Origin of the sequence: Micromonospora sp. WMMD1128 (assembly GCF_027497235.1) — a bacterium.
In the GTDB taxonomy this organism is placed as follows: domain Bacteria; phylum Actinomycetota; class Actinomycetes; order Mycobacteriales; family Micromonosporaceae; genus Micromonospora.
In genome coordinates this window covers 5,758,886-5,783,009 of the sequence record NZ_CP114902.1, presented here as the reverse complement: position 1 = coordinate 5,783,009, position 24,124 = coordinate 5,758,886, and the positions used below count along the sequence as shown (strand labels likewise).

Sequence of the window (24,124 nt, the reverse complement as noted above, 5' to 3'; positions counted from 1 at the left end):
GGGTCCTGAGCGGACCAGAAATGACAGGAGCACACTCAGATGAGAATGGCGATCGGAGGACGCCGGCTCAGCCGTGCGATCTCGATGCTCGCGCTCATGGCACTCGCCGCAGGCGCCAGCGCCACCGTCTCCGCGCCGGCCGCCGTCGCCGGCAAGCACCGGCCGGCGGTCGCGCCGGGCGCGACCGTCAAGCCGGACCACAAGTCACCGACCGGGTACACCGTCACGTTCGTCTACCGCAACCCCGACGCCACCCAGGTACGCCTGGCCGGCGACCTGACGCTGCTCGACCTGAACACCGGCGCCACGCGGTACCAGCCGGAGGAGTGGCAGCCGGGGCGCTACCACGCCGGGGGCACCGAGTTCCTCCGGGACATGACCCGGGACGCCAAGGGAAACTGGTCGGTCTCGCTCCCGCTGCACGCCGGCGGGATCAGCTACTGGTACCGGGTGTGGGACCCGACCCGGGGCTGGGATAACAAGCGGATCTGGGACCCGGCCTCCACCAAGCCCCGCCCGCCGGGCGACGCCTCGTTCCGGGTCCGCAACAACGACGTCCTCGACGCCGTGTACGTGCCCTACGCCAAAAAGCAGAACGACCCGGTGCTGAAGCAGCGGGCAGAGTATGAGCTGCCGATCGCGGACCGCGCGAAGCGGGGCACCGTCCGGTACATCCCCTACACCACCATCCTCGGCGACAGCGGTCACTACCTCGGCGTCTACCTGCCCGCCGGCTACGACGCCAAGCGCAGGCAACCGTACAAGGTCGCCTACCTCGCCCACGGCATCTTCGGCGACGAGACCGACTTCATGGTGCCGGCGAACGTCCCGAACATCCTGGACAACATGACGGCCAAGGGCGAGATCGAGCCCACGGTGGTGGTCACCATGGGCAACCACTTCACCGGCACCAGCCTCGGCTTCGCCTCCTACAACCAGACCAACGCCGCCAACAACCTGGTGCAGACGATCCTTCCGCTGATCGAGAAGAAGTACAACGTCTCGACCGAGCGCGAGGGACGCGCCTACGCCGGTTTCTCCTACGGCGGCATGACCGGCGCCCACGTCATCCGGGGCTACCCGACCACGTTCGCGTTCTACGGCCACTTCTCCGGCAACCCGGCCCTGAGCGCGCAGGACTACGACAACGTCGCGGCGGCGGTCGGTGACGACGACCTGTTCGTGTTCCTCGGCAACGGCGTCTTCGAGGGCAACCTCAACGCGCAGAACGCCGTCGCCGACAACTTCCGGGCCCGCGGCTACTCCGCCGCGACGACCCAGGTGCCCGGCGCGCACGACGGGATGACCGCGAGCCAGCTCTTCACCATCTTCGCCCGGGACCACCTGTGGTCGGGCGTCGACTCGGTGTCGGTGACGCCCGCGACCACCCACCTGAAGAAGGGCGGCAACCGGAAGTTCGCCGCCAGGGTGACCACCAACCCCGGAGTGAGTCCGGCGGTGACCTGGTCGGTCCGGGGAGCGACCTCGGCCCGGACGACGGTCTCCGCGGACGGCCGGCTCTCGGTGGCCGCTGTGGAGAGGGCGCGGTCGCTCACCGTCGTGGCGACGTCGGTGGTCGACCCGACCAAGACCGCCTCGGCCCAGGTGATCCTGACGCGACCGGGTCGGGGGCACTGACCGGTGGGCGCGGTGGGCCGGTGACCGAGGGTCGCCGGCCCACCGCGTCGGATCACGGAGTGGTGAGGTCGAAACGGTTGACGGTGACCGAACCGCCGAGCGACGAGGTGGCGTAGTTGAAGATGCCGTACCGGTAGCCCATGAAGAACGGCCAGTCGTTGTTCAGCGTGTACGCCGGCCCGAGCGAGGTGAAGTTGACTCCGTCGGTGCTGTAGGAGAACCTCGCCTGCCGGCCGGAGCCGGGTCTGACGTCCGCGTTGACACGTAGCCAGATCCGGCCGCCGGACACCGCCGCGCTCGCCCGTTCGGTGCCGGTGCTCGTGGTGTTCCAGTTGCTGTCCATGGAGAGCCCGTCGACCATCGACACCCGGGTCTGTCCGTTGTCGCGACGGACGCCGACCCAGGCCGACAGATGTCTCAGCATCGCCAGTCCGGACCGGTCACCGTCCCGCATGGTCGAGTAGTCCAGTTGGATCGTGGCGGTAGACGTCGGTCCCTGGATCCGGTGGGTCAACGTGTTGCGGGCGGCGTACAGGTCGTTGGTGACCGTGGCGGTCTGCAACCGCAGCCCGTTGTTGAGCGAGAACTTCGTGGTGTCCGGGTTGTGGTTCCACTCCCAGCGCGGGTCGAGCGTCGGGCCGGCGAAGGTGTCCGGACCGATCATCGACTTGACCTGGCGTGGTGGCCGCGGCACGTTCGGGAACGGGTAGCTGGCGCCCCAACCGCCGTTCACCGTCTGGACGCTGGGCCAGCCGTCCGAGCTCCAGTTGATCGGCGCCATCACCGGGATCCGGCCACCGGGGTACGCGTCGACGAACGCCATGTAGTACCAGGCGCCGTTCTGGGTCTGCACCAGACCGCCCTGGTGCGGGATGCCGGCGCCGGAGACCGGGGTCGGCATGTTGAGCAGCACCTGCCGCATCTCGTACGGCCCCCACGGGCTGGTCGAGCGCAGCACGTACTGGCCGTTGGCCGGCCGGGTCACCCAGATGTAGTAGTAGTTGCCCCGCTTGTAGAACCGGGAGCCCTCAAGCGTCCCGACGCTCGACGGCGTGCTGAACACCTGCTGGGCGCGGACCTGGCTGGTGCCGTCCGCCGACAACTGGGCCACGCTGAGGGTGGTGTTGCCGTACGCGACGTACATCGTGTCGTTGTCGTCGATCAGCAGCCCGGCGTCGTAGTAGCAGTTGTTGATCCGGGCCTTCTTCTGCCAGGTGCCGTCCACGGCCGAGGCGGTGTAGACGTACGTCCGGTTGAACTCGACGCATCCGAGCCAGTAGTAGGTGCTGTTGCTCTTGCGGTAGTTGAACGCGGAGGCCCAGATTCCCTTGATGTAGGCCCGGCCCCCGGTCAGGTTGTAGTTGTTCGAGTCGAAGTCCAGATTCGGCACCGCGTGCCCGGCGTACTCCCAGTGCACCAGGTCGTAGGAGCGCAGGATCGGCGCTCCGGGCGAGTAGTGCATGGTGGAGGCCGTGTAGTAGTAGACGTCGCCGACCCGGATGATGTCGCCGTCGGCGAAGTCCTGCCACACGATCGGGTTGGTGTAGGTCGACGACGGCGGCCACGGCCCGTCGGTGGGCGGGGGCGTGGTCGTCGGCGGGGGAGTCGGTGAGGCCGTCGGCGACGTCGTCGGCGACGGCGAGGTGGTCGGCGAGGTGGTCGGCGACGGCGAGGTCGTCGGCGGGGTGTCACCGCAGGCGACGCCGTTGAGGGCGAAGTCTGTCGGAACCGGGTTGCTGCCGGTCCAGCCGCCGTTGAAGCCGAACGACACGCTGGCGTTGGTGCCGATCGCGCCGTTGTAGGGGGCGTTGGTGACGGTGACGTTGGCCCCGGACTGGGTGTGGTTGCCGTTCCACAGTTGCTGGATGGTCTGTCCGGCGCCGAAGGCCCAGGTCAGCCGCCAGCCGTTGACCGGATCACCAAGGTTGGTGATGTCCACGTTGGCGCCGAAGCCGCCCGACCAGGAGCTGGTGATCGTGTAGGTCACCCGGCAGCCGCTTGCGGCCTGGGCGGACGAGGCGACGAACGCGGCTCCGGTCGTCGTCAGGAGAGCGGCCAGCAGGCTGGCCAGCCAGAGTCGTCTGATGCGGTGCACAGTTCTCCTCCGATGCGTGGTCAGGCTGCGGCGCAGCTCAGCGTGGGGTTGTTGTTGGCGCCGCTGACGGAGCCGAGGAAGCCGAACTGGGTGCTGGCGCCGGCTCCCAACGCGCCGTTGTAGCTGACGTTGCGTGCGGTGACGGCGGCGCCGCTGCCGCTGATCGTGGCGCTCCACGACTGGCTGATGGTCTGACCGTTGGCCCAGGTCCAGGTGACGGTCCAGCCGGAGATGGCCGCGCCGCCGGCGGTGACGGTCACGGTGGCCTGGAACCCGCCCGGCCACTGCCCGGCCAGGGCGTAGGTGGCGGTGCAGGCCCCGCCACCCGGCGGTGGCGTGGTCGGCGGCGGAGTCGTCGGGGGCGGGGTCGTCGGCGGCGGGGTAGTCGGGGGCGCCGTCGTCGGCGGGGGCGTGGTCGACCCGCCCACGTTGCCGATGCTGCCGGGCACCGCGCGCAACGCGTTGTACCAGACGGCGGCCATCTTGTCGTAGCCGTTGGCGGTCGGGTGGATGCCGTCGATCAGGTCGCTCGTGTTGAGCGCGGAGTGCATGTCGACCAGGTGGACGCGCTTGCCGGCGTTCACCTTGCTCTGCACGATGCCGGGAATCGCGGCGTTGAAGGTGCGGACCGCCGACTCCTGGCCCGAATTGGACAGCGGGATGAGTTGCGCGACGAAGACCTCGGCATCCGGCGCGGTCGCGGTGATCTTGTCGATCAGGCTGGACAGCCGGTTCGGCGCACCCGACACGTTGTAGTTCTGCAGGATGTCGTTGGTGCCGATGTGCAACAGCACCGTCCGCGGAGTGGTGTTGCGCAGCCAGCCGACGATGTTGGCGTCGATCTGGTCGATTCGCCAGCCGGGGTGCCCCTCGTGGTCGTGGTCGCCCAGGTTCCCCGGCCCGTTGTACTGCGAGCCGACGAGGTCGACCCGGTATCCGGCGCTGTTCAGCCGCTGCCACAGGCCGATCCGGTAACCCCCCGGCACCTGGGTGCCCTCGGTGATCGAGTCGCCGAGCGGCATGACCCGTACTCCGCCGTTGGACTCGGCGCCCGCCGGCCCGGTGACGGTCGCCGCGCCGATCGCGGCCGTCGCGACCGCGAGGGCCGCCGCGACGAAGAATCTCCTCCGTGTACGCATGGTCAGCCCTCCTGCCGGTGTCCGGCGGCGACGGTGTCGGCCCGAACGGCGTTCTCGGTGGCGTCCGCCGGGAGGCCGGCGGCGGTGCTCCCCGCGCAACGGGGAAGTAGCGGTCTGATTTCTGACAAGGGACGCTCCCTCTGGGACGGAACGGCCGGCGGTGCCGTGCGCGACCGCGGGCCGGGCGGGTGGAGGCGGGAGTTGTGGCCGGGCGCGGGAACGTGCGGGTGGGGTGCGCAGCGGCTCGACGCCCGGCGTCCGCTGCGGCGCGCGGCGCCGGCGGTTCGCCCGGACGGTCACCGGCGGACGGCACGGGAACACGGTGGTCCCGGTTGCCTTCGCGGCTCGGCGATCCGATGGGGAGCGTGCCCTTCGCTCCGTCGCCGGGAAGATTACATGTTATCGTTAACATCTTCAATGGGTGAGCGTCGATGCGTCACCCGGGCCCGCGCCCGCGCCGTGCTCAGCCGGCGTGGTGGTTTCGTCCGGCCCGCTGGATCAGGGCCTCGACCCACCGCTCGAACTTGCTGCTGCCCCCACCCAACAGCCCGGACAGCTCGTCCTCCGTCACCCCGCCGCGCGCCGCCAACGACTCCAACAGGCTCCGCAGCCGCCTGTGGTCCTCGTCGTCCGACCCGCCGCCGGTCGCGCCACCCATGCCCAGGTGGCGGTGCAGGTCCTGGAGGATGTCCATCATCTGCGGCAGCGTCTCGATGATCTGGGACAGCCCGGCCTCCCGGGGGCTGGACGAGCCGCGCAGATCCTGCAGGGTGAGCGCGACGGACATCGGGGTGACGATGTCGGTCTCGCTGCTCATCGCGTCGATCGCCCGGCCCAGCTGCTGCTTGGCGGACTCCACGCTGTCGAGGTCGGTGTGGTCGACCAGGATGGTCCGCATGCCCTGCACGTCGAAGGGCAACTGCTGGTCCTTCGCCATCAACTGCACGAACGGCCGGCGTAACGCGTGCCGCACCGCCAACTCGTAGAAGACGTTGGCGTTCTGGTCGGTGAGGTCGGCGACGACCAGCTCGTTCTGAATGATCCGGTCCAGCACCTGCGAGGTGATCAGCCCGGCCCGCTCGATCTCGTCGCCGCGCACGGCGACGAAGCCCCGTGCCTCAACCACCGGTCGGATCAGGTAGTTGAGGATCTGGTCGCTGCGTCGGCGGATCTCCGAGCCGTCGGGACCGATCGGCGCGATGACGAAACACTCACGGCGCGTGGCGTTGCCGTTACCCTCCCCCATGGAGTCAGCGTAGTGGAGGTCGGGAAGGCGGATGTCAGCCGGTCGGCGCGTGCTGGTGGTCCCAGCGGGCGCGGTGCGCCGCCAGCAGGCGCCCGGCCTCGGCCGCCGCGTCGGGGGCGACCGGCTCACCGGCCCATCCGTCGAGCACCCGGGCCATCCCGTCGACGAGCCGCCGGCCGACCGGGGTGAGCCGGCGTCGCGCGCACAGGACCGGCAGGACGTCGGCCACCGCCCGGCTCCACCTGACCCCCTCGACCCGGGCGTGGTGCCGCTGCGCCCGGGTGCGGGCGGTGTCCGCCTGCCGACGCCAGAACCGGGCCACCCCGAGGTGGGCGTACGCGCCGTGCAGCAGGCCCTCCAGTGGCCGGGGGTCGGTGCGCCACGGCGCGTAGAACAGCTCGGTCGGCCCGGGTTCGAGCAGGGCGAACATGTCGGCGAGCGCGGCCAGCTTCAGGTGCTGGATCTCGTGGGCCAGGGTGACCGCCGCGGTCCGGGCGTCGAGCGGATGCGACATCGCCACCGACCCGAACGCGTGGTGGAAGGTGCCGCTGCGGGTGCCGGCCCGGGGCGCGCGGACGGGTATCAGCACCCGCATGGCGGCGGACACCTCCTCGGCGACCGGCCGGTGGTCGTCGACCAGGAGCCGCCACGCCCCGTCGAGGCGGTGCCGCCACCTGTGGTCGGTCCGGGGTCCGTCGAGGCGTACCCCGGGGACGTGCTGCCAACCGGGGGTGTCCACCACCAGCGACAGCGGTAGGCCCTGGCGGCGGAACCCCATCCGGGGCAGCGGGGTCCAGCCCGGCCCGGCCGCCCGCACGTCGTCGACCTCGACCCGCTCGCCCGCGCAACGCACCCGCAGCCGCCCGTCGACGCACCGCACCGACGCGCGGGTCGCACCGGCCGGAACGGCGAGGGTGCCGAGCCCGGGCAGGTCGAGCCGGCCCGGCCCGCCGGGCGGCAACGGCACGTCGAGGTCGGCGTCCGCGCCGGCGCGGACGGCCGCGACCACGGCCACGGCCGCCAGCAACCCGGGGTACGGGGCGCTCCGCCCGCTCCGCAGCAGCGAGGCGGTGCCGAACGCCCAGGCGGCGACCGGCGGATGGCCCAGCGCCGCCGCCCGGGCCCGCGGATCCGACCCGGCCAGCACCCGGTAGGCCGCCTCGACCGCGGGCAGGTCCGGGTGGGCCGCCTCACCCAGCAGCAGCGTCAGCGCCCGGACCAGCAGCAGGGTCTTGCTGTGCTGCGCGGAGCGCAACCGCGCGACGGCGTCGGCCCCGCCCCGGCCGGCGGCGAGTTCGTCGAGGACGCCTCCGGGCAGGAGGTGGTGGGGGAGGGTCACGACGCCGCCCGGACCGCGGTCACGTCCCGGGCCACCGTCCGGTGGATGTGTCCGATGAGGGCGTACAGGTCGGGGCAGTAGACCGACGGGTTGTCGAAGCCGGTGCCGGCCCGGTACCGGTGGGTGCGCAGCCCGCCGCCGCACACCCGGTGCAGGTCGCAGGCCCGGCAGGTCGCACACAGCCCGGCGGCGCCCGCCTGCTGGGCCCGGACAACCGGCAGCCGCAGCGCGGTGTCGAAGGAGTGCCGGGTCACGTGCAACCCGGTGCCGGCCGCGCCGGGGTACGCGGCGGCGAGCGTGTCGTCCAACTCGATCGCGCCGTCGCTCTGCACCACCGCCACGGCGAGCGGGCCGGTGCCGACCCCGGTGAGCCGGGACGTCCCGCCGAGCAGCAGTTGGATGATCTCGTCGAAGAGGCGGACGCCGGTGCGCTGCCCGGGCGTGTGGTACCACTCGTCGAAGACGGCGGCCAGCCAGCGCGCGTACGGGGTGCGGCGGGGGTCGGAGGCGCGACCGGGCGGGGGCGCGGCCCAGGTGCCGTGCGGCAGCAGGAAGTCGACCGCCGGGGGCCGGTGCGTCAGCAGCGCGCGGTAGGTGGTGACCGGGTCGTTGCGCAGGTCGACGGTGCAGAGCAGACCGTTGAACAGGTGCGGGAAGTCGGTGGTCAGCCGACGCAGGGCCGCCTCGACCCGGGTGTGGCTGCCCCGGCCGTCCGGGCCGCGCCGGTGCCGGTCGTGCCCGGTCCGGTCGCCGTCCAGGCTGACGCTGACCCGGACGTCGAGCCGGTCGAACAGGCGCAGGAACGTCTCGTCCAGTCGTACCGCGTTTGTCTGCACCGTCACGCGGACCGGGACGGGCGTGGCGGCCTGCCGGAGGGTCGTCACGGCCGCGCGCATCCGCGCGGGCCCGGCCAGCAGCGGTTCCCCGCCGTGCAGGACGACGTCGACCCGACGGAGCCGGTGGGCGCGGGCGTGCTCGCCGATGCGCTGGGCGGTCCGGTGCAGCACCTCCGGCGGCATGGTTCGGGGCTGGGATCGCCAGCCCTGGTCGGCCTTGGTGTAGACGTAGCAGTGGTCGCAGGCGAGGTCACAGCGACTGTGCAGCTTGAGCACGAACTGCCGGAACGGGACGGCCGACATCCTTGGGCCGTGATCGGGTCCGGGCATCAGCCACTCCGCCGTGAGGTGAGGGGCCGTCCGGCCGCTACGGGAACATCCAGCATACATCGACGGATGCCGTTCAATCGGCGCGCGGCGAGGAATGCAGGCCACCATGGATGCAGCGCACCGTTATCATGAACCTACGCAGCGGATCTGGCCACCGGTCGATATCCGAATCCGTGGTGACACCACCCGGAGCCACATGCGAAGACAGGCGGTGATCGGGGGATGGACGCGGAGGGGGACATGTTGCGTTCCGATCTCATCGATCTCACTGAGGTGGATCTGACCGCGCTCGACGCGGTGCCCAGCGCGGTGCTCGTGGCCGCGCTGCATCGCCTGGAACGCCGCAGCGCGGACCCGGGCGACCAGTACGCGGGCTTCGAGAGCGCACTCGATGGCCGCGACTGACGACACCCCCGGCGTCGCCGGGACCATCGTGTCCTTCGTCTCGCCCGCCAGCGGCACCGGGCGCAGCAGCGCGGTGGCCAACATCGCCTGGATCCTCGCCGGTAACGGAAAGCGTGTCCTCGCGGTGGACTGGTGCGCCCGGACCCCGCGGGTCTACGACTACCTGCGCTCGTTCCAGGTGGACGCCGCGTCGGCCGCCACCGCCCTCGGCCCCGAGCTGGCGACGCTGATCAGCCCGCACCCGGACGGGCCGTCGCACCGTGCCCTCGCGTTGAACGCCCCCGCCGCGCCGCACCAGGGCACGCTCTACCACTATGCGATGCCCGGATCGAGTTTCGGTTTCGCGATGGTCGGCGTCGGCGCGGACGCGGTGACCCGTCCCGACGGCGACCCGGTGCGGCTCCGGCAACTGCTGCGACAGACCGACTACGACTACGTCCTCATCGACACCCCGGTGGACCTCACCCTGCCCGGCATCACCCACGCCGCGGCGCTCAGCGACATCGCGGTGGTCAGCATGCCGCCCCGGCGGCCGGCCATGCACCAGGCCGCCGAGCTCGCCGTGGAGTTGCGCCGGCAGGCCGCCGGCGGCATCCGGATCCTCGCCGCGCCGACCCTGCGCGACGTCAACCACCCGTCGTACGGCGAGGCACGCGACACCGCCCGCCGCGCCTTCGCCGGCCTGCTCGACGAGTCCGACGCGCAGTCGCCCGGCGGGTCGGTGGAGATCGTCGAGGTGCCGGAGCAGACCTACGACACCTACGACGACGTGCTGGCCGTGCTTGCCGATCCGCCCGACGCCGACGGCAGCCTGCTGTCGGCGTACGAACGGATGACGGCGTGGATCAGCGAGGGCACGGTGACGCGGGCGGCGGCCGTGCCGGAGCGGATCCGGCGCCGCTACCGCCGGGGTGTCCTGCTGGAACGGGCGGAGAGCGCCGACGACATCGTCGTGCTCTACGACCCGGCCGACCGGCCCTGGGTGGACTGGATCTGCGGGCATCTGCGCCGGGCCAGCGTCACCGTCCATCCCCGCGCCCTGCGGTCCGGCACCCCGCCCGCCTACCCGGGCGACGCCACCGTGCTTGCCGTCGTCTCCCCGAACGTCCTGCGGGCGGTCGGCACCGCCCTGTCCACCCTGCCCGCGCAGGCCGACGACGCCGAGATGCTCGCCGTTCTGGTCACCGGCCGCGAGACCGACCAGAAGATCGACCCACTGCGGGTCGTCGACCTGCGCGACGTGGACCAGGACCGGGCGCAGTCGCTGCTGCTGAGCCGACTCGGCCTGATCGCCCCCGCCGCCTCCGCCGCCGACCTGCGCACCGCGCCACGCTACCCGGCCGAGCCGGACCGCCGGCCGCGGCACAACCTGCCGCCCCGCAACCGGTCCTTCGTCGGCCGGGAGGAATACCTGGAACGGCTGCGTGACCGCTTGGGCGTCGACGGCAGCCCGGTGACGCTCACCGGCGGCGCCGGCGTCGGCAAGAGCGAGTTGGCCCGCGAGTTCGCCCACCGGTTCGCCTACGACTACGACGTGGTCTGGTGGATCCCGGCGCAGGACCGGGACACGGTCCAGACCAGCCTCGCTGAGCTGGCCGACGAGATCAACGCCGTGGACGGCACCGGGGCGGCGGAGGCGGCGCTCACCGCGCTCTCCACCCGCGGCGGCATCGCCCGATGGTTGTTGATCTATGACAACGCCGACAACGCCGAGGTGGTGCAGCGGCTGCGCCCCCGCGACGGCACCGGCCACGTGCTCATCACCTCCCGGGACGACGGCTCCCCGGACCTGCCCTCACCGCTTGAGGTCGCCGCCTTCAGCGGCGACGAGAGCATCGCGATGCTGCGCCGGGTGCTCGGCGTCAGCACCGACGACGCGCGGACCATCGCCGCCGCGCTGGAACACCTGCCGCTGGCCCTGCGACTGGCCACCGCCTGGATCCGGGAACGCACCCGCGCCTTCGAGGACGAGGGTCTGCCCAACCTGGAAGCGGTGGGCCGCAGCGTCACCGAACTGCTCGACGAGCTGCGCCGACACAGCGCCCAGGAGGACGACGAACGCATCCCTGGTTCGCACACCTCCACCGTGGCCCGGGTCCTGGACATCACGCTGCGCACCCTCGACGACATCGAGTTCGGGCCACTGGCGGTGCGCCTGGCCGAACTCGCCGCGTTCCTCTCCCCCGAGGGCATCGGGCTGCCGCTGCTGCGCTCCACGTCGATGCTGACCCAGCTCGCCGCCGCCGCGGACGTCGACGCCGAGGAGTTGCTGCTCACCGCCGGCGAGATCGACCTGGTACTGACCGTCGGCGCGCGCTTCGGCCTCTACGACGTCGACTGGGGACGCGGCGCCGCGCTGCGCATGCACCGCGCCATCCAGGTGCTGCTCCGCGAGGCCATCCCCGACCCGCTCCGGCAGGAACGCCACGACCAGGTGCTGCACGGCCTCGCCGGGTACGCGCCGACCGACCCGGAGGCCGACGACCGCCGCTACCTCGACGTCTTCGAGGAGCTGCAACGACACCTCGTCCCGGCCGGCGCGCTGGAGTCCGATCACCGGCTGGTCCGCCACTGGGTCGTCAAGCAGGTCCGTTACCTCTACCTGACGAGCGACAGCGACATCTGGCAGTCGGCGCTGCATCTGGTCCGGCCGTTGTGCGAACGGTGGACCGCCGACGGTCAGCTCGACCAACTGACCATGCGCCTGCTCGTGCAGACCGCCAACCTGCACCGCGCCCTCGGCCAGTACGCCGATGCCCTGCGCCTCGACGAGCAGGTGCTCAGCGAGCAGCGCCGCCGCTACGGGCTTCGGCACTACCGCACGCTTGTCGCCGGTCGCGGCCGAGGTGGGGACCTGCGCGGCCTCGGCCGTTTCGAGGACGCCCTCGTCGAGGACCAGGCCACCTTCGCCGGGTTCCGCAAGGTCGTCGGCGACGACCATCCGAACACCCGGATGGCGGTCAACAACCTCGCCCTGTCCTTCCTGCTCACCGGCGACGCCCGGGAGGCGCTGCGGTTGGCCCGGATGGAACGCGACCGCCGGATGGCCCTGTTGGGGCCGGAGGACTCCCGGGTCTGGCGGGCGGCCTGCGTGGTGGGCACGCTGGAGCGCGAGGTCGGCGCCTACGACCTGTCGCTGGCGACCCTGCGCGAGGCGCTGGAGCGGATCCACCAGTTGCCGGCCGCCAGCCCGCTCGAGGAGCTGCGGGTCAACCGCACCCTCGCCGTCACCGAACGACGCCTGGGCTCCACCGTCGCCGCCAAGAACCGCAGCTCGGAGACCTACCTCGGCTACCGTAGCCACCTCGGCGAGGACCATCCGCTGACCCGCGCGAGCCTGCTGAGCATGGCCGTGGACTACTACCGGGCCGGTGACCTCGGCGTCGCCGTCGAGAACGGCATCCGCTGCCTGCGCGGCTACGAGCGGCAACTGGAGACCGGGCACCCCTTCATCGCCGCCTGCTCGGTCGACGTCGGGCTGTTCCTGCGCGGCGCCGGCGAGCACGACCAGGCCGTCCGGGACGGGGAGCGTGGCCTGCGCACCCTGCGGGCGCGACTCGGTGACGTACACCCGTGGACCCTGACGGCGATCAACGCCCAGGCCGGCCACCTGGCGGCGCGGGGCGACCTGGACGAGGCCCTGCGCATCCAGGACGAGGCACATCTGAACAGCGTGCACTATCTCGGGCGCAGCCACCCGTGCAGCCTGGACGCCGCCGCCAACGCCGCCACCATCCGCGGCCTACGCGACGGCGACGGCGACGTCACTCCGTCCGCCCTGACCGACACCGACATCGACGTGCCGGAGAGCTGAGGAGTGACCAGGTGAGCGTTCCGGAGCCACGCGCCGCCCTGCACGAGGAGTCCGCCGAGCAGGACGTCCCCGGGTTCCGCAAGAAGCGGGACCTGTGCCGGGAGGTGCTGCTCGCCGACTCCGGCATCTACCACGTGGCGCACTACACCTCCGGCGTCCTCGACTTCGCCCTGGACCTGCTGGCGCACGGGCCGGCACCGGGGCGGGACGGCGACGAGTTGGCCGAGCACCGCGACAACCACCGTCGGGTCGGCGCGCAACTGGTCTACCGGGCGACCGAGCTCAACCGGCGGCTGTGGGAGTTGCAGACCGGCGCGCTGATCCGGCTGGTCGCGCAGACCGCCACCGGCCTCGTCTTCTGCAACTCGGTGGTCGGCAGCGAGCACGTGGTCGGCTTCGGCGCCGCGCCTGCCGTGACCGGCGCCGCGCCGCCCGCCCCGGCCGGCGTCGGCGCCATGCCGGCCGACCCGACGCAGTTCGAGACGATCGACCGCGCCGCGTCCGGGCTCGCCACCGACCTGCGCCGGCTGATGCGGCAACGCTCCCAGAATCCCGGCGGCTGGCTGACCGACACGACACGCCCGGGTCAGCAGGCCATCGACGGCACTGTCCATCCCCGCGTGACCGGGTCCGCGGACCCCGACGGCGTGCTCGCCGCGGCCCTGCGGCCGGAAGGGTTGCACTACCTCAGCCACCACCGGGCGGGAGAACAGGTGGCCAGCGCCGACATCCTGGCGCACCCCGAACTGGCGCCGTTCTTCAACCGGGGCGTCACCGTCGCCGACCGGCGCAGCCGCTACCAGCGGCTCGCAGCCGACCTGTCCCTCCTGGTGCTGCAGATCAGCCGGGATCTGCGCCGGGCCGTCGACGGTGACGTCGCGCGCCTGGTGCTCGACGTGGAGATGGGCGCCGTCTACTACAGCCGCCTCACCACGGGCGACTACCTGTTCGGCGTCACCCTCGACCAGGACAGGGTCAGCCAGGCCGATCACGCGTTGTGGACGGCGGCGCGCCGGCTCGTCGAACCCGCCGCCGGACCGTCCGGCCGATAAGCTCCCGATGGACCACTCGGCGTCGTACCCGCCCGGAGGACGGTTGTGAAACCTCTGGCGCGATCGGCGGCCGTGGTGGCCGCCGGATTGTCCGGCCTGCTGCTGGCCTGGGCCGGGCACGTCCGCGGGCTGGAAGAGTCGCCGACCTACCTGCTGCTCGCGGCGGTCCTGCTGGGTGTCGGGCTGATCGGCAGCACCCGCGACCTCAGCCTCGCCGACGTACGCGCGCACCTGTCCACCGTGCTGCTCGCCGTCACCGTCGGGGTGGTCCTCAAGGCGGCCCTCATCGCCGCCGTGATGTACCTCGCCTTCCGCGATCCGACGGTGCTGGTGCTGGGCGTGGCCGTCGCACAGATCGACCCGCTCGCCGTGGCCGCCATGAGCCGCCCGGACCGGACGTCCCCCCGCGCCCGCGCCATCCTGTCCGTCTGGGCGTCCTTCGACGATCCGGTGACGGTGCTGCTCACGATCTATTTCTCCGCGGTCGCGCTGGAGTTGCGCGGCGACGTGGCCACCACCGCACCGGGCATGCTCGGCAACGATCCGCTCGACCTCGTTCTCGGCTTCGCCCTCAACCTGGCGTTCGCCGCCGTCGCCTGGCTGCTGTGGCGTCTCCTGCTGGCCGCCGGCCTCCGCCCGGGCGCGCCGGTGAGCGCACGCCGCCTTGCCGTGCTGCGGTGGACCGCGGTCGGCGTGCTGATCGTGCTCGTGCTCGTCGCCGCCGGGCAGTTCCTCATGCTCGGCCTTGCGCTGGCCGGGCTCTTCTTCCGGCCGCGCCTGGGCCCCGTGGTCGGCCGGTCCACCGAGGCCGCCTACCTCGTCGCCACGTTCCTGCTCGGCATGCTGCTCGTGCGGGGAGTCCACCTGGTCGAAGGGGTGGTGCTCGGCCTCGCCGCGGTGGCCGCGCACATGCTCGTGTCGCTGCCGCTGTCCCGCAACCTGCCGAGCGCCGACCGGCGGTATCTGGCCTGGGGGCAGCAGAACGGGCTGACCGCGGTGATCCTCGCCCTCGTGCTGGAGCGCAACTTCCCGGGCACGGTGGGCGTCGTCGCCACCGCCATCGTCGTGATCAACGTGGTGCACGCCCTCGCCACCGCGGTGCTCGACCGCGCCCGACCCGCCGGTGACACCGAGGAGCCGGCGCCCACCGACCCGGTCGCGCTGCCCCGGATGCGGGAGGACCCGGCCGCCGGCTCGCTCGAACCGGAACGGTGACGAAAGCGGGCCGTCAGCGCGCCACCATCAGCTGCCGGACCCGCCCGCTCAACCCGTCGAACAGCGACCGGGCCTCCGACCATCTGCGGGAACGGTCCGGCGGCTCCGCCGCGCCGTCGGACTCGCCCAGGTCGCCGAGCACGTCCAGCTGGAACAACGGCAGGAACTCGGCGAGCCCGTCGTAGGTCTCGCAGAGCCGGTCCAACCGCTCCGGATCCGTCGCCTGCGGGTCTCGTCGGTGGCTGTCGTACCACTGCGCGACCCCGTCGCGGAACGCCTCGACCAGCCGACGCAGCATCATCGACGTGCCCAACGCCCGTTGCACGTCCCGGGACCGCAGCCGGGCCCGAAGCGACGCCCCGCCCTCATCCGCGGTCGCGCCGCGCCGCGGCGCGAAGGCGTCGTTGAGCTGCCGGTCGACGCCGGTGAGCTGATCCAGCGCCCCCACCGCCTCCACGAACACCTGGGCCACCCGGCCGGGCAGCTCCGGCCCGCCCACGGCCACCGGACCCGGGGCGACCCCGCCCACGACCACCCGTGGCCCGCCCAGCTCGCCCCGCAGCTCGTCCAGCTGGTACGACAGCCGCTCGATGGAGCGCTGGGTGTTGCTCTGCTGCCGGTGGATGCGCTCGACCCGCTGCCGCACCGACGTCAGCGCGTCCGCACCGACCACCTGTTCCAGCCGGCGCATCGACGCCTTGACGCTGCCCGAGAGGTCCTCGGCGAACGTCTGCGGGTCGTAGACGATCGGCTCCACGCTGAACGTCGCGGCGAGTTCCGCCGCCAACTCGGCGGGCAGGTGCCCGACCACGACCAGGATCGCCTCGCTGTCGGGCACCCGGGCGCGGATGGCCACCACCCGCCGGTGCAGCTCGTCGACCTCCTCGGCCTTGAGGATCGACTCGGACAGCAGCACCCCGCACCCGGCGTCCTGCTCGTCCAGCGGGATCCAGAAGTCGACAGGCAGGTCCCGCACCGATCCGAGCAGATGGTCCCGCTGGTACGACCAGCCGTCCTGGGTCAGCACCCGTCGCACGGTGGCGGCCACGTCCTGCCGGCTGGCCAGGTCGAACTGGACCCGTACCGCCTCCCGGACCATGACATGGGTGACCGGCGTGCCCGCCTGCGTCGCCCGCTGGTGGAGGTCGTAGCAGAGCCGGATCACCCGGCGCGGCACCCCGTCGGCCAGGTTCGTCAGGTAGTCCACCGTCTCGGGGGTGAACGGCGCGAGGCGGGCCTGCCCGAACGTGCGTGCCTGGCTCCGCCGGATGAACTCCTCGACATCGGTGACGCTGAGCGCCGACATCCGCACGATCGGCCCGATCCGCTGCCGCACCTCGGGGGTGAGCAGGTGCAGCAGGTCGGGCAGCCCGGAGAGCACGAGCAGCGCCCCGGACGACGCGAAGGCGCTGATCAGCGCCGCCATCCGGGCCGTCGCCTCGTCGTCGGGCCGACCCGCCAGGAGGTTGTGCAACTCGTCGAGGACGAGGACGAACCGTCTTCGCCGCCGCGCGTGCAGCACCGCGAGCACCGCCATCGTCTCGACCGCCGCGGCCTCCACGTCGGTGCGCGTGGTGACCCCGGCGGCCACCAGGGCCGGCCCCGGCGGGTAGCCGGTCAACCAGTCCCACGCCGCCGCTTCGGTGGCCGGCTCCAGCAGCATCGCCAGCACGATGCCGAACGACGGGTCCGCGGTGACGTCGGCCAACTCCTCGCGTAGCCGCTCGGCGAGCGCACCGGCCGCCGGCCCACCCTCGTCGGTGGCCTGCCGCTGCGCGACGAGGTCGCGGACGGCCGCCCGGGAAAGCCGGCCCAGGAACTGCCGGCTCACCGCCCGGAACGTGTCGGCCGGGGCGTCGAGATAGATCGCCCCGCTGACGGGCTCGCCGGCGGCCCGGGTACGGGCCAGCAGCTCGACCGCCAGATGCGTCTTGCCGGTGCCGTAGTCACCGAGCACGGCGACGGTCGCGCTCGCACCCGTCCGGAGGTAGTTTTCCAGGTGCCCGACCGCGTCCCGGATGGCCGCCGTGACCACCGTGGGGCCCGCCACGCCGTCCTCGCTGACCCGGGCGACGGCCGTCGGGGAGAACGGATTGACCGCACCAGCCGCAGGTGGACTTGCGTTCGCGTCCATCTTCCTGATCCTCCGGTAGCTCCGGTCTGGGCGCCAGACATTCCCGTACCGGAGGCCGGCTCCGCGCGTGTGCCACCTCCGGCCCGTCTTCGAATGGTAGCCGTCCGTAGCCACCGCAGCGGACCCTCGCCGCCCGCCGGTTCGGGTTCACCTGCGAAAAGAGCCGTTCGGGCAGGTGCGGTGAACACCGGCCCGATCGACTTTGTCCAATACGATAAGGCCCATGGTGGCAACCGGGTGGCCGCGACGCCGATTCGTGATCCGCCGCCGCCCGCCCGACCCGAGAGCCGTGCGATGACCGAGCCCGGTGCGGGCTCGTCCCGCCCCACCGGCTGGTGGCTGCGCGCGGTGTTCGCGGTGGTCGGCGTCGTCGCCTTCGTCCTCGGCTATCTCGGCTTCGAACGGCTGCTGCTGGACCGGCCGGAAACCGCACATGACCTGACCGACGTGATCTATTACGACCTGCAACTGTTCGTCCTCGGCGCGGAGCCCTTCCAGGAGGCCGGTCCCTACCCGTGGCAGCTCCAGGTCGCCCGCTTCGTCGCCCCGCTGTTCACGCTGCTCGCGGTCGCCGAGGCCGGTCGCCTGCTCCTGGCCGCCGAGATCCGTCGCATCCGCGCCCGGCGGGCGCGCGAGCACGTCCTCGTCTGCGGCGACTCCCAGTTCGCCCGGATGCTCGCCGACCGGCTCTTCGCCGACGGCGAACGGGTGGTCGTGGTGCGCTCCGTCCCCTTCGGGCCGCTGGAATACCGGCAGCGTCGATATCTCGGGGTGGTGGGCGACCCCACCAGCCCCGAAGTGCTCCGCGGCGCCGGCCTGCCCCGCGCGAACACCATCTACGCCTGCACCGACGACGACGACCGCAACCACGCCGTCGCGAACACGGCCAGCCGGCTGATCCAGGACCGCCGCCAGCCGCCCCGGGTCTACGTCCAGGTCCGCGACCCGGAGATGTGCCTGTCCCTCCAGGCCCGACGCCTCGGCGCCGCCGGGTCCAGCCGGCTGCGGCTCGACTACTTCCACGTCGACGACGTCGCCGCCCGCGCCCTGCACCGACACCACCCCCTGCCCGCCGCGCCGGCCCGGCCGACCCGCGTCCTCATCGCCGGCGGCGGCGCCTTCCGCCGGGCCCTGCTTGTGGAGACCGCCCGACACTGGCGTACCCGCGGTGCCGCCACCGCGCCGCTGCGGGTCGACCTCGTCGCCTCCGACGCCGGCACCGAACTCGCCCTCGCCGCCTCCCGGTACCCGTTCCTGAGCACCGCCTGCGACGTCGTCGCGCACGACCTGGACCTGGACGGCCTCGCCGGGTCGGGTCACCTGGACGACGGCTACGACCGCATCTACATCTGCACGCCGGACGAGCGGGTCGGGCTGCAGTTCGTCCTGGACACCCCCGCCCTCTGGCAGGCGGCGCGCGGCGAGGTGTTCGTGCCCGTCTACCGCCAGGCGGCGCTCGCCGCCGCGTTCCACGGCGACTCGCGGCACGACCTGCTCGACGAGGTGCACGGCAAACTCCGCCTCTATCCGGTGCTGACCCGGGCCTGCGACGCCCGGCTGATCGCCGAGGACCTCACCGAACGGCTGGCCCGGCAGATCCACGACCGCTACCTGCGGGCCCACCGCGGCCCCGGGGCCCGGCCCGGTCCGGCCGCCGCCATGGTGGACTGGGCCCGCCTGCCCGAGTCCCTGCGGCGGGCCAACCGCGCCCACGTCCAGGACATCGCCGCCAAGCTGCTGAACCTCGGCTGCGTCGTGGCGCCCCGGCGCGGCGGCGCCGGTGACGCGTCCGCCGAGCAGGCCATCGAGGACCGGATCGACGTCCTGGCCAGGCTGGAGCACGAACGCTGGTGCCGGGAACGCGCGGGCGAGGGCTGGGCGTACGGTGAGCCCCGTGACGACACCCGACGGCGGCACCCCGCGCTGCGGCCCTGGGACGAGTTGACCCCCGACGTGCAGGAGAAGAACCGCCAGGAGATCCGCGCCCTGCCCGACGTGCTCTCCGACAGCGGGTTCGAGCTGATCCGGCTGAGCGCCACCGTGCCCACCCAGTCCCGGGGCCCCGGCCGGTGACCTCCGGCCGCCCACCGGTGCGGGTCGGCGTCACCGGGCACATCCACCTGACCGCCGCCACCGAGCGGCTCGTCGCCGACGCGCTCCGGGTCGAGCTGCGCCGGATCAGCGCCCGGCCGGTGCACGGCGTCACCTGCCTGGCGCCCGGCGCCGACCAACTCTTCACCCGGGCCGTGCTCGCCGGCGGCGGCACCTATGACGTGGTCCTGCCGGCCCTCGACTACCGGGACGCGACGATCCCGCCGGAGAAGCGCGCGGACTTCGACGACCTGCTCGGACGCGCGGCGCACGTGTTTCACACCGGTCACGCCCACTCGGGCACCCCGGCGTACGCCGCCGCAAACCGGGACCTGCTGCGCCGGGTGCAGCGGTTGGTGGCGGTCTGGGACGGCGAGGCCGGCTGCCACGGGGCGTCCACCGACCGGACCGTCGGCTGGGCCCGGCAACTGGGCATCCCGGTCACTGTGGTCTGGCCGCCCGGCGCTCGCCGCCGGGCGAGCCCGCCGAAGTGATGGCCGTCACATTCGAGCGGGACCTTTGGGCAACGGTCCCGTCGTCTGACCTGGTGTGAGAACCGGCATGGACGCGGCCGACGAGGGCGAACTCGTACGACGCGTGGCCCGTGGAGATCGGCGGGCCTTCGACGAGCTCTACCGGCGTACCGCGCCCTGGCTGGAGGTGCGGCTGCGGCGCCGGTGCACGGACCCCGACGTGGTCGCCGAGGTGCTCCAGGACACCTACCTCGCGGTCTGGCGGGCGGCGGGCAGCTTCGCCGGGGCACAGGCCAGGGGCAGCGGCGGGGCGCAGGGCAGCGCGGTGGGCTGGCTGTGGACCATCGCCGCCCACCGCCTGGTCGACGCGTTCCGCCGGCGGGCGCGCCGGGCGCAGGTGCCACCGGTGCCGCTGATGCCGAGCACGTCACCGGCGGCCGAGGACGAGGTGATGGCGGCCCGGATCGGCCAGGAGTTGGAGCAGGCGCTGCTCGTGCTGCCGCCCGAGGTCCGGGCCGCCCTGCGGGCCACGGTCCTCGACGGTCTCTCGCCGCGCGAGGCGTCGGTGCTGCTGGGCGTGCCGGAGAACACCGTCAAGTCCCGCGTACGCCGAGCCCGGATCGCCCTACGGGAGGCGCTGTCATGACCACCCATCCCAGCCTCACCCAGATCGACCGCTACGCCGCCGGCGATCCCGGCCTCGACGAGCCGAGCGTCTGGGCGATCGAGGTGCACCTGGAGGACTGCGCCGACTGCCGGGCCCGGCTCGCCGGCAGCACCACCGCGGACAGCCGGGCCGTGATCGAGCGGGTGGCGACGATCCTGGACCGGGAGATCGCGACGCCGCCGGCCCCCGCCGCGCGCGGCTGGTCCTGGCCGGTGCTGCGGCACCGCTGGTTCGTCGGCACGCTCCTGCCGTGGCTGGCCGTGACCGCAGTGGCGCTGGCCTGCGCCGCGCTGCTCGGCGTGTTGTGGACCGGGCTGCCCGCGCTGGTGCTGCTGATCGCGCCGCTGGCTCCGCTGCCGGGCGTGGCGGTCGCCTGGAACCGTCGGGCCGACCCGGCCTGGGAGCTGATCGCCGCCACGCCCGCCGCCGGCCTGACGATGCTGCTGCGGCGTACGGCTGCCGTGTTGGCCTTCGTCGTGCCCGCGCTCGCCCTGGTCGGCGCCGGCGCCGGGGTGTCGTTGGCCCTGATGCTGCTGCCCGGCCTGGCGTTCGCCGCTGCCGCGTTGCTGCTGGGCACGCTCGCCGGGGTACGCCGGGCCGCGATCGGCCTGATGGCGGCCTGGACGGTCGTGGTGATCGCGCCCAGCCTGGCCGCCGCCCGGATGCCCGTGGTGCTGGCGGCGGGGAGCGTGCGCGCCTGGGCACTGGCCACGGCACTGCTGACCGTCCTGGCGCTGCTTCGGGTCAACGGATTCCGGCGACTCGCCCACCACGACTGACCACCCGAGATCGCGATCCCTGAAGGAGATCATGACGATGCGCGCCGTGAGCGCGGTCGAGACGACCGCCACCACCCATCCCTGGGCGATCCACGCGGAGGGGCTACGGGTCCGGGCCGGACGGCACCTGGCCGTCAACGGCCTCGATCTGGCCCTGCCCACCGGCGTGCACGGCCTCCTCGGCCCGAACGGCGCCGGAAAGACCACGCTGATGCGCGCCCTGGCGACCGTCCTTGCCCCGGCCGGTGGCCGGCTGACGCTGCTCGGGCACCCGGTCGACGGCCGCTCCGACCTGCGCCAGGTCCGCCGCACCCTGGGCTACCTGCCGCAGCACTTCGGCTACTACCCGCGGTTCACCGTGCGCGAGTTCGTCGGCTACCTGGCCTGGCTCAAGGAGATGCCGAAGGCCGGTGTCCCGGCGGCGGTGCAGCGGGCCATCGACCGGGTCGGGCTGACCGCCAAGGCCGACGCCCGGCTGAAGACGCTCTCCGGTGGCATGCTGCGCCGGGCCGGCATCGCCCAGGCCATCGTCAACGACCCCCGGCTCCTGCTGCTCGACGAGCCGACCGTCGGCCTCGACCCGGAACAGCGCCTCGACTTCCGCGAACTGCTGCGTGACCTCGGCACCGACAGCTGCGTACTGGTCTCCACCCACCTGGTCGAGGATGTGGTGGCGGCGTGCGCCGACGTCGTCCTGGTCCACGAGGGCCGGCTGGTGTGGCAGGGCACGCCCGAGGCGTTGAGCGCGCAGGGCGACCAGGGCCACGCCGGCGACAGCCCGGCCGAGCGGGGCTACTCCGCGCTCCTGCGCCGGCATCGCGCGGAGGCGGGACGATGAACATTCTCAGCCTGGAACTGCGCCGGTCCGCCGCGCTCGGCGCCGCGCTGATCACGATGGTGGTCGGGATCGGCGCGCTCTACACGACACCCGGCAGGTGGTCTTCCGGCTGGATGGCACTGGCCATGACCACCAGGGAATACCTGCTCCTGATGTGGCCGCTGGCCCTCGCCGCCGGCGCGTGGCAGGGCCGCCGGGAGCACCGGGCGAAGGTCGGCGAGCTGTTCGCCACCACCGCCCGACCACGCGCCGCGCGGATGCTGCCGGTGCTCGGCGCGACGGCCCTCACCCTCGCGCTCGCCTACCTGCTGGTGACCGCCGCGGGCCTCGCCGGGATCGTCACCACCGCCCCGTACCGGCCGCTGCTGACCTTCACCGTGGTCACCGGGGTGGGCGCGCTGTCCCTGATCGCCGCGGGGTGGCTCGGGCTGGGGATCGGGCGGATGCTGCCCGCCCTGGTGACCGCCCCGGCACTGGGGGTGGCCGGGGTGCTCGTCGTCTTCTTCACCGCCATCGGGCCGCCCGACCGGCTGGCCGCGGTGATCTCCCCGGTCCACGGCTCGAGCCAGTTCAACGACTACCAGACGATCGACAACCGGGTCAGCGGCGCGCTCGCGATCTGGCTGACCGGGCTCGCCGGCGCCGGCCTGCTGCTGTTCCTCGCCGGCGGCTGGCGTACCCGGACCGCGGCGGTGGTGCCGCTGGCACTCGGGCTGGTGACGGCGACCGCGGTCGTCCCCCGTGACCCGGACGTGCTCAACTGGTCGGTCGACCCGGTCGCGCGGGAACTGGTCTGCACCGACGACACCCCGACGGTCTGCGTCAGCCGGGTCCACGCCCAGGTGCTCGACACGCTTGCCCCGCTGGCCCGGGAGGGCCTGACGACGTTGGCGAAACTGCCGGACGCGCCGACCGCCGTGCACGAGGACACCCGGGTGATCTCCCACGACGGGGACTGGCCCGCCCCCCGGAACGGCGTCGTCACGATCGAGGTCCGGATCGACAAGCGTGGCGGGCTCGCCCACCCGGCCGCCGTGGCGCCGGAGGTCGTCAGGGGGCTGGGAGTCGGGTACGACGGGCAGTGCCGCAACCGCAACGACGTGGTCGAACGCGCGGCAGCCGCCTGGCTCCTGGGCCGCGAGCCGCGGTCCGACGTCGGGCTGGTGCCCGGTCTGGTCGAGGAGGATCCCGGGATCAACCCCGAGGCGGTCACCCTGTGGCGCGGGCTGCGTGAGCTGCCCGACGGCGAGGCGCTGGCCCGGGTCACGGCCGTCCGCGACGCGCTCCGGACCTGCCAGGACCCCGCCGGACTGCTCTCCGGGAGGGCCGGGTGACCGGGACGCTGCTGTACCTGCGTTCCCGGCGCGTACCCCTGGCCCTGGCCGCGGCCATCGGCGGCGTGGCCGTGGTCTGGGCGCTGTGGCTGGCGTTCGCCGAGGAGCGGGACGCCAGCGCGATGACCGTCGTCATGACCGTCGTGCTGATGGTCGCGGCGCTCGCGTCCACCCTCGGCGGCCCGGACGAGAACCTGGACCGGACCGCGTCGATGCGTTGGCCCTGGCGGCGCGCGGCGCATCTGCTCGCCGCTTTCCTGGTCGTCCTGGCGGCGCTGCTCGCCACTCGGCACACCGGCGCCCGGTTCGGACCCGCCGCCCTGGTGGCCCGCGACGCCGCCGGCCTGCTCGGGTTGACCGCGCTCGGCGCGACGACGTTCGGCACCGCCCGGTCGTGGTTCCTGCCGCTGGCCTGGACCACCGTCGCGGCCCTCTACCCGCAGGGCGGCACCTGGGGGGCGGCCGCGACGTGGCAGGGCCAGCCACCCGGCAGCCGGGTCGCCGCGCTGACGGCGGCGGTGTTCGCCGTCGGTGGGCTGGTCGCCTACTCGATCGCCGGCCCGGCCCGCAGGGAGCCGGCCGAGTAGCGCGAAGCGGCGACAAAATTTCCGCACCCGGTGCAACTTTCCGGCGGGCCGCCTCCGTTCTACCTCCGTCACGAGGAGGCAGGCGACGTGAGAGCCGAAGACGAGCAAGCAT

18 protein-coding genes are annotated in these 24,124 nt (G+C 73.0%); 12 read left to right on the top strand and 6 right to left on the bottom strand.

Annotated elements, in window-relative coordinates; translation table 11 throughout:
- Nucleotides 1–96: 96 nt before the first annotated feature.
- On the top strand, nucleotides 97–1,638 hold the full coding sequence (locus O7602_RS25870; protein ID WP_281585210.1) for an alpha/beta hydrolase-fold protein: 1,542 nt from the start codon (nucleotides 97–99) through the stop codon (nucleotides 1,636–1,638).
- 52 nt (nucleotides 1,639–1,690) lie between these two features.
- On the opposite strand, the gene O7602_RS25865 is transcribed toward O7602_RS25870, so the two are convergent.
- The 5 genes from O7602_RS25865 to O7602_RS25845 form a co-directional block, all read right to left on the bottom strand.
- The gene (locus O7602_RS25865) at nucleotides 1,691–3,733 is read right to left on the bottom strand and encodes a family 43 glycosylhydrolase (RefSeq protein ID WP_281585209.1); all 2,043 of its coding nucleotides are present in this window, start codon (nucleotides 3,731–3,733) and stop codon (nucleotides 1,691–1,693) included.
- Nucleotides 3,734–3,753: 20 nt separating this feature from the next.
- Nucleotides 3,754–4,872, bottom strand: coding sequence for a cellulose binding domain-containing protein (locus O7602_RS25860; protein WP_281585208.1), 1,119 nt, complete (start codon nucleotides 4,870–4,872; stop codon nucleotides 3,754–3,756).
- Between the two features lie 463 nt (nucleotides 4,873–5,335).
- The gene (locus tag O7602_RS25855; protein WP_281585207.1) at nucleotides 5,336–6,118 is read right to left on the bottom strand and encodes a hypothetical protein; all 783 of its coding nucleotides are present in this window, start codon (nucleotides 6,116–6,118) and stop codon (nucleotides 5,336–5,338) included.
- A 34-nt stretch (nucleotides 6,119–6,152) separates the two neighbouring features.
- Nucleotides 6,153–7,457, bottom strand: a complete 1,305-nt coding sequence (locus O7602_RS25850) for an HEXXH motif domain-containing protein (RefSeq protein WP_281585206.1) — start codon at nucleotides 7,455–7,457, stop codon at nucleotides 6,153–6,155.
- Nucleotides 7,454–8,596: an FxsB family cyclophane-forming radical SAM/SPASM peptide maturase gene (locus tag O7602_RS25845; protein ID WP_281585205.1), complete on the bottom strand. Its 1,143-nt coding sequence runs from the start codon at nucleotides 8,594–8,596 to the stop codon at nucleotides 7,454–7,456. Before O7602_RS25845 ends, O7602_RS25850 begins: the two co-directional genes overlap by 4 nt.
- Nucleotides 8,597–8,863: 267 nt before the next feature.
- Between O7602_RS25845 and fxsA the strand changes: the two genes are divergently transcribed.
- From fxsA to O7602_RS25825, 4 genes are read left to right on the top strand one after another with little or no spacing between them, the layout of a single operon-like run.
- Nucleotides 8,864–9,028, top strand: coding sequence for an FxSxx-COOH cyclophane-containing RiPP peptide (gene fxsA, locus O7602_RS25840; protein WP_281585204.1), 165 nt, complete (start codon nucleotides 8,864–8,866; stop codon nucleotides 9,026–9,028).
- Nucleotides 9,015–12,842, top strand: coding sequence for an FxSxx-COOH system tetratricopeptide repeat protein (gene fxsT, locus O7602_RS25835; RefSeq protein ID WP_281585203.1), 3,828 nt, complete (start codon nucleotides 9,015–9,017; stop codon nucleotides 12,840–12,842). Before fxsA ends, fxsT begins: the two co-directional genes overlap by 14 nt.
- An 11-nt stretch (nucleotides 12,843–12,853) precedes the next feature.
- Nucleotides 12,854–13,894 (top strand): hypothetical protein, encoded by a 1,041-nt coding sequence (locus O7602_RS25830; RefSeq protein WP_281585202.1) that lies wholly within the window; start codon nucleotides 12,854–12,856, stop codon nucleotides 13,892–13,894.
- Nucleotides 13,895–13,939: 45 nt separating this feature from the next.
- Nucleotides 13,940–15,109, top strand: a complete 1,170-nt coding sequence (locus O7602_RS25825) for a hypothetical protein (protein ID WP_281585201.1) — start codon at nucleotides 13,940–13,942, stop codon at nucleotides 15,107–15,109.
- Between the two features lie 13 nt (nucleotides 15,110–15,122).
- On the opposite strand, the gene O7602_RS25820 is transcribed toward O7602_RS25825, so the two are convergent.
- Nucleotides 15,123–17,243 (bottom strand): AAA family ATPase, encoded by a 2,121-nt coding sequence (locus O7602_RS25820; RefSeq protein WP_281585200.1) that lies wholly within the window; start codon nucleotides 17,241–17,243, stop codon nucleotides 15,123–15,125.
- 294 nt (nucleotides 17,244–17,537) lie between these two features.
- Here O7602_RS25820 and O7602_RS25815 point away from each other — a divergent pair, with 294 nt between their 5' ends.
- The 7 genes from O7602_RS25815 (at nucleotide 17,538) to O7602_RS25785 (ending at nucleotide 24,012) form a co-directional block, all read left to right on the top strand.
- Nucleotides 17,538–19,316, top strand: a complete 1,779-nt coding sequence (locus tag O7602_RS25815) for a RyR domain-containing protein (RefSeq protein ID WP_281585199.1) — start codon at nucleotides 17,538–17,540, stop codon at nucleotides 19,314–19,316.
- Entirely contained in the window at nucleotides 19,313–19,828 is a 516-nt protein-coding gene (locus tag O7602_RS25810; RefSeq protein WP_281585198.1) for a hypothetical protein, read from the top strand. Before O7602_RS25815 ends, O7602_RS25810 begins: the two co-directional genes overlap by 4 nt.
- 67 nt (nucleotides 19,829–19,895) lie before the next feature.
- Nucleotides 19,896–20,453 carry a sigma-70 family RNA polymerase sigma factor gene (locus tag O7602_RS25805; RefSeq protein ID WP_281585197.1) on the top strand — a complete coding sequence of 186 codons (558 nt, stop codon included), beginning with the start codon at nucleotides 19,896–19,898 and terminating at the stop codon, nucleotides 20,451–20,453.
- Nucleotides 20,450–21,253, top strand: coding sequence for a hypothetical protein (locus O7602_RS25800; protein ID WP_281585196.1), 804 nt, complete (start codon nucleotides 20,450–20,452; stop codon nucleotides 21,251–21,253). Before O7602_RS25805 ends, O7602_RS25800 begins: the two co-directional genes overlap by 4 nt.
- Before the next feature lie 37 nt (nucleotides 21,254–21,290).
- Nucleotides 21,291–22,091 carry an ABC transporter ATP-binding protein gene (locus O7602_RS25795; protein ID WP_281590526.1) on the top strand — a complete coding sequence of 267 codons (801 nt, stop codon included), beginning with the start codon at nucleotides 21,291–21,293 and terminating at the stop codon, nucleotides 22,089–22,091.
- A complete protein-coding gene (locus tag O7602_RS25790) occupies nucleotides 22,088–23,425 on the top strand; it encodes a hypothetical protein (protein WP_281585195.1) in 1,338 nt (445 codons plus the stop codon). The genes O7602_RS25795 and O7602_RS25790 overlap by 4 nt, the downstream gene beginning before the upstream one ends.
- Nucleotides 23,422–24,012 carry a hypothetical protein gene (locus O7602_RS25785; RefSeq protein WP_281585194.1) on the top strand — a complete coding sequence of 197 codons (591 nt, stop codon included), beginning with the start codon at nucleotides 23,422–23,424 and terminating at the stop codon, nucleotides 24,010–24,012. Before O7602_RS25790 ends, O7602_RS25785 begins: the two co-directional genes overlap by 4 nt.
- The last annotated feature ends 112 nt before the right edge of the window (nucleotides 24,013–24,124 follow it).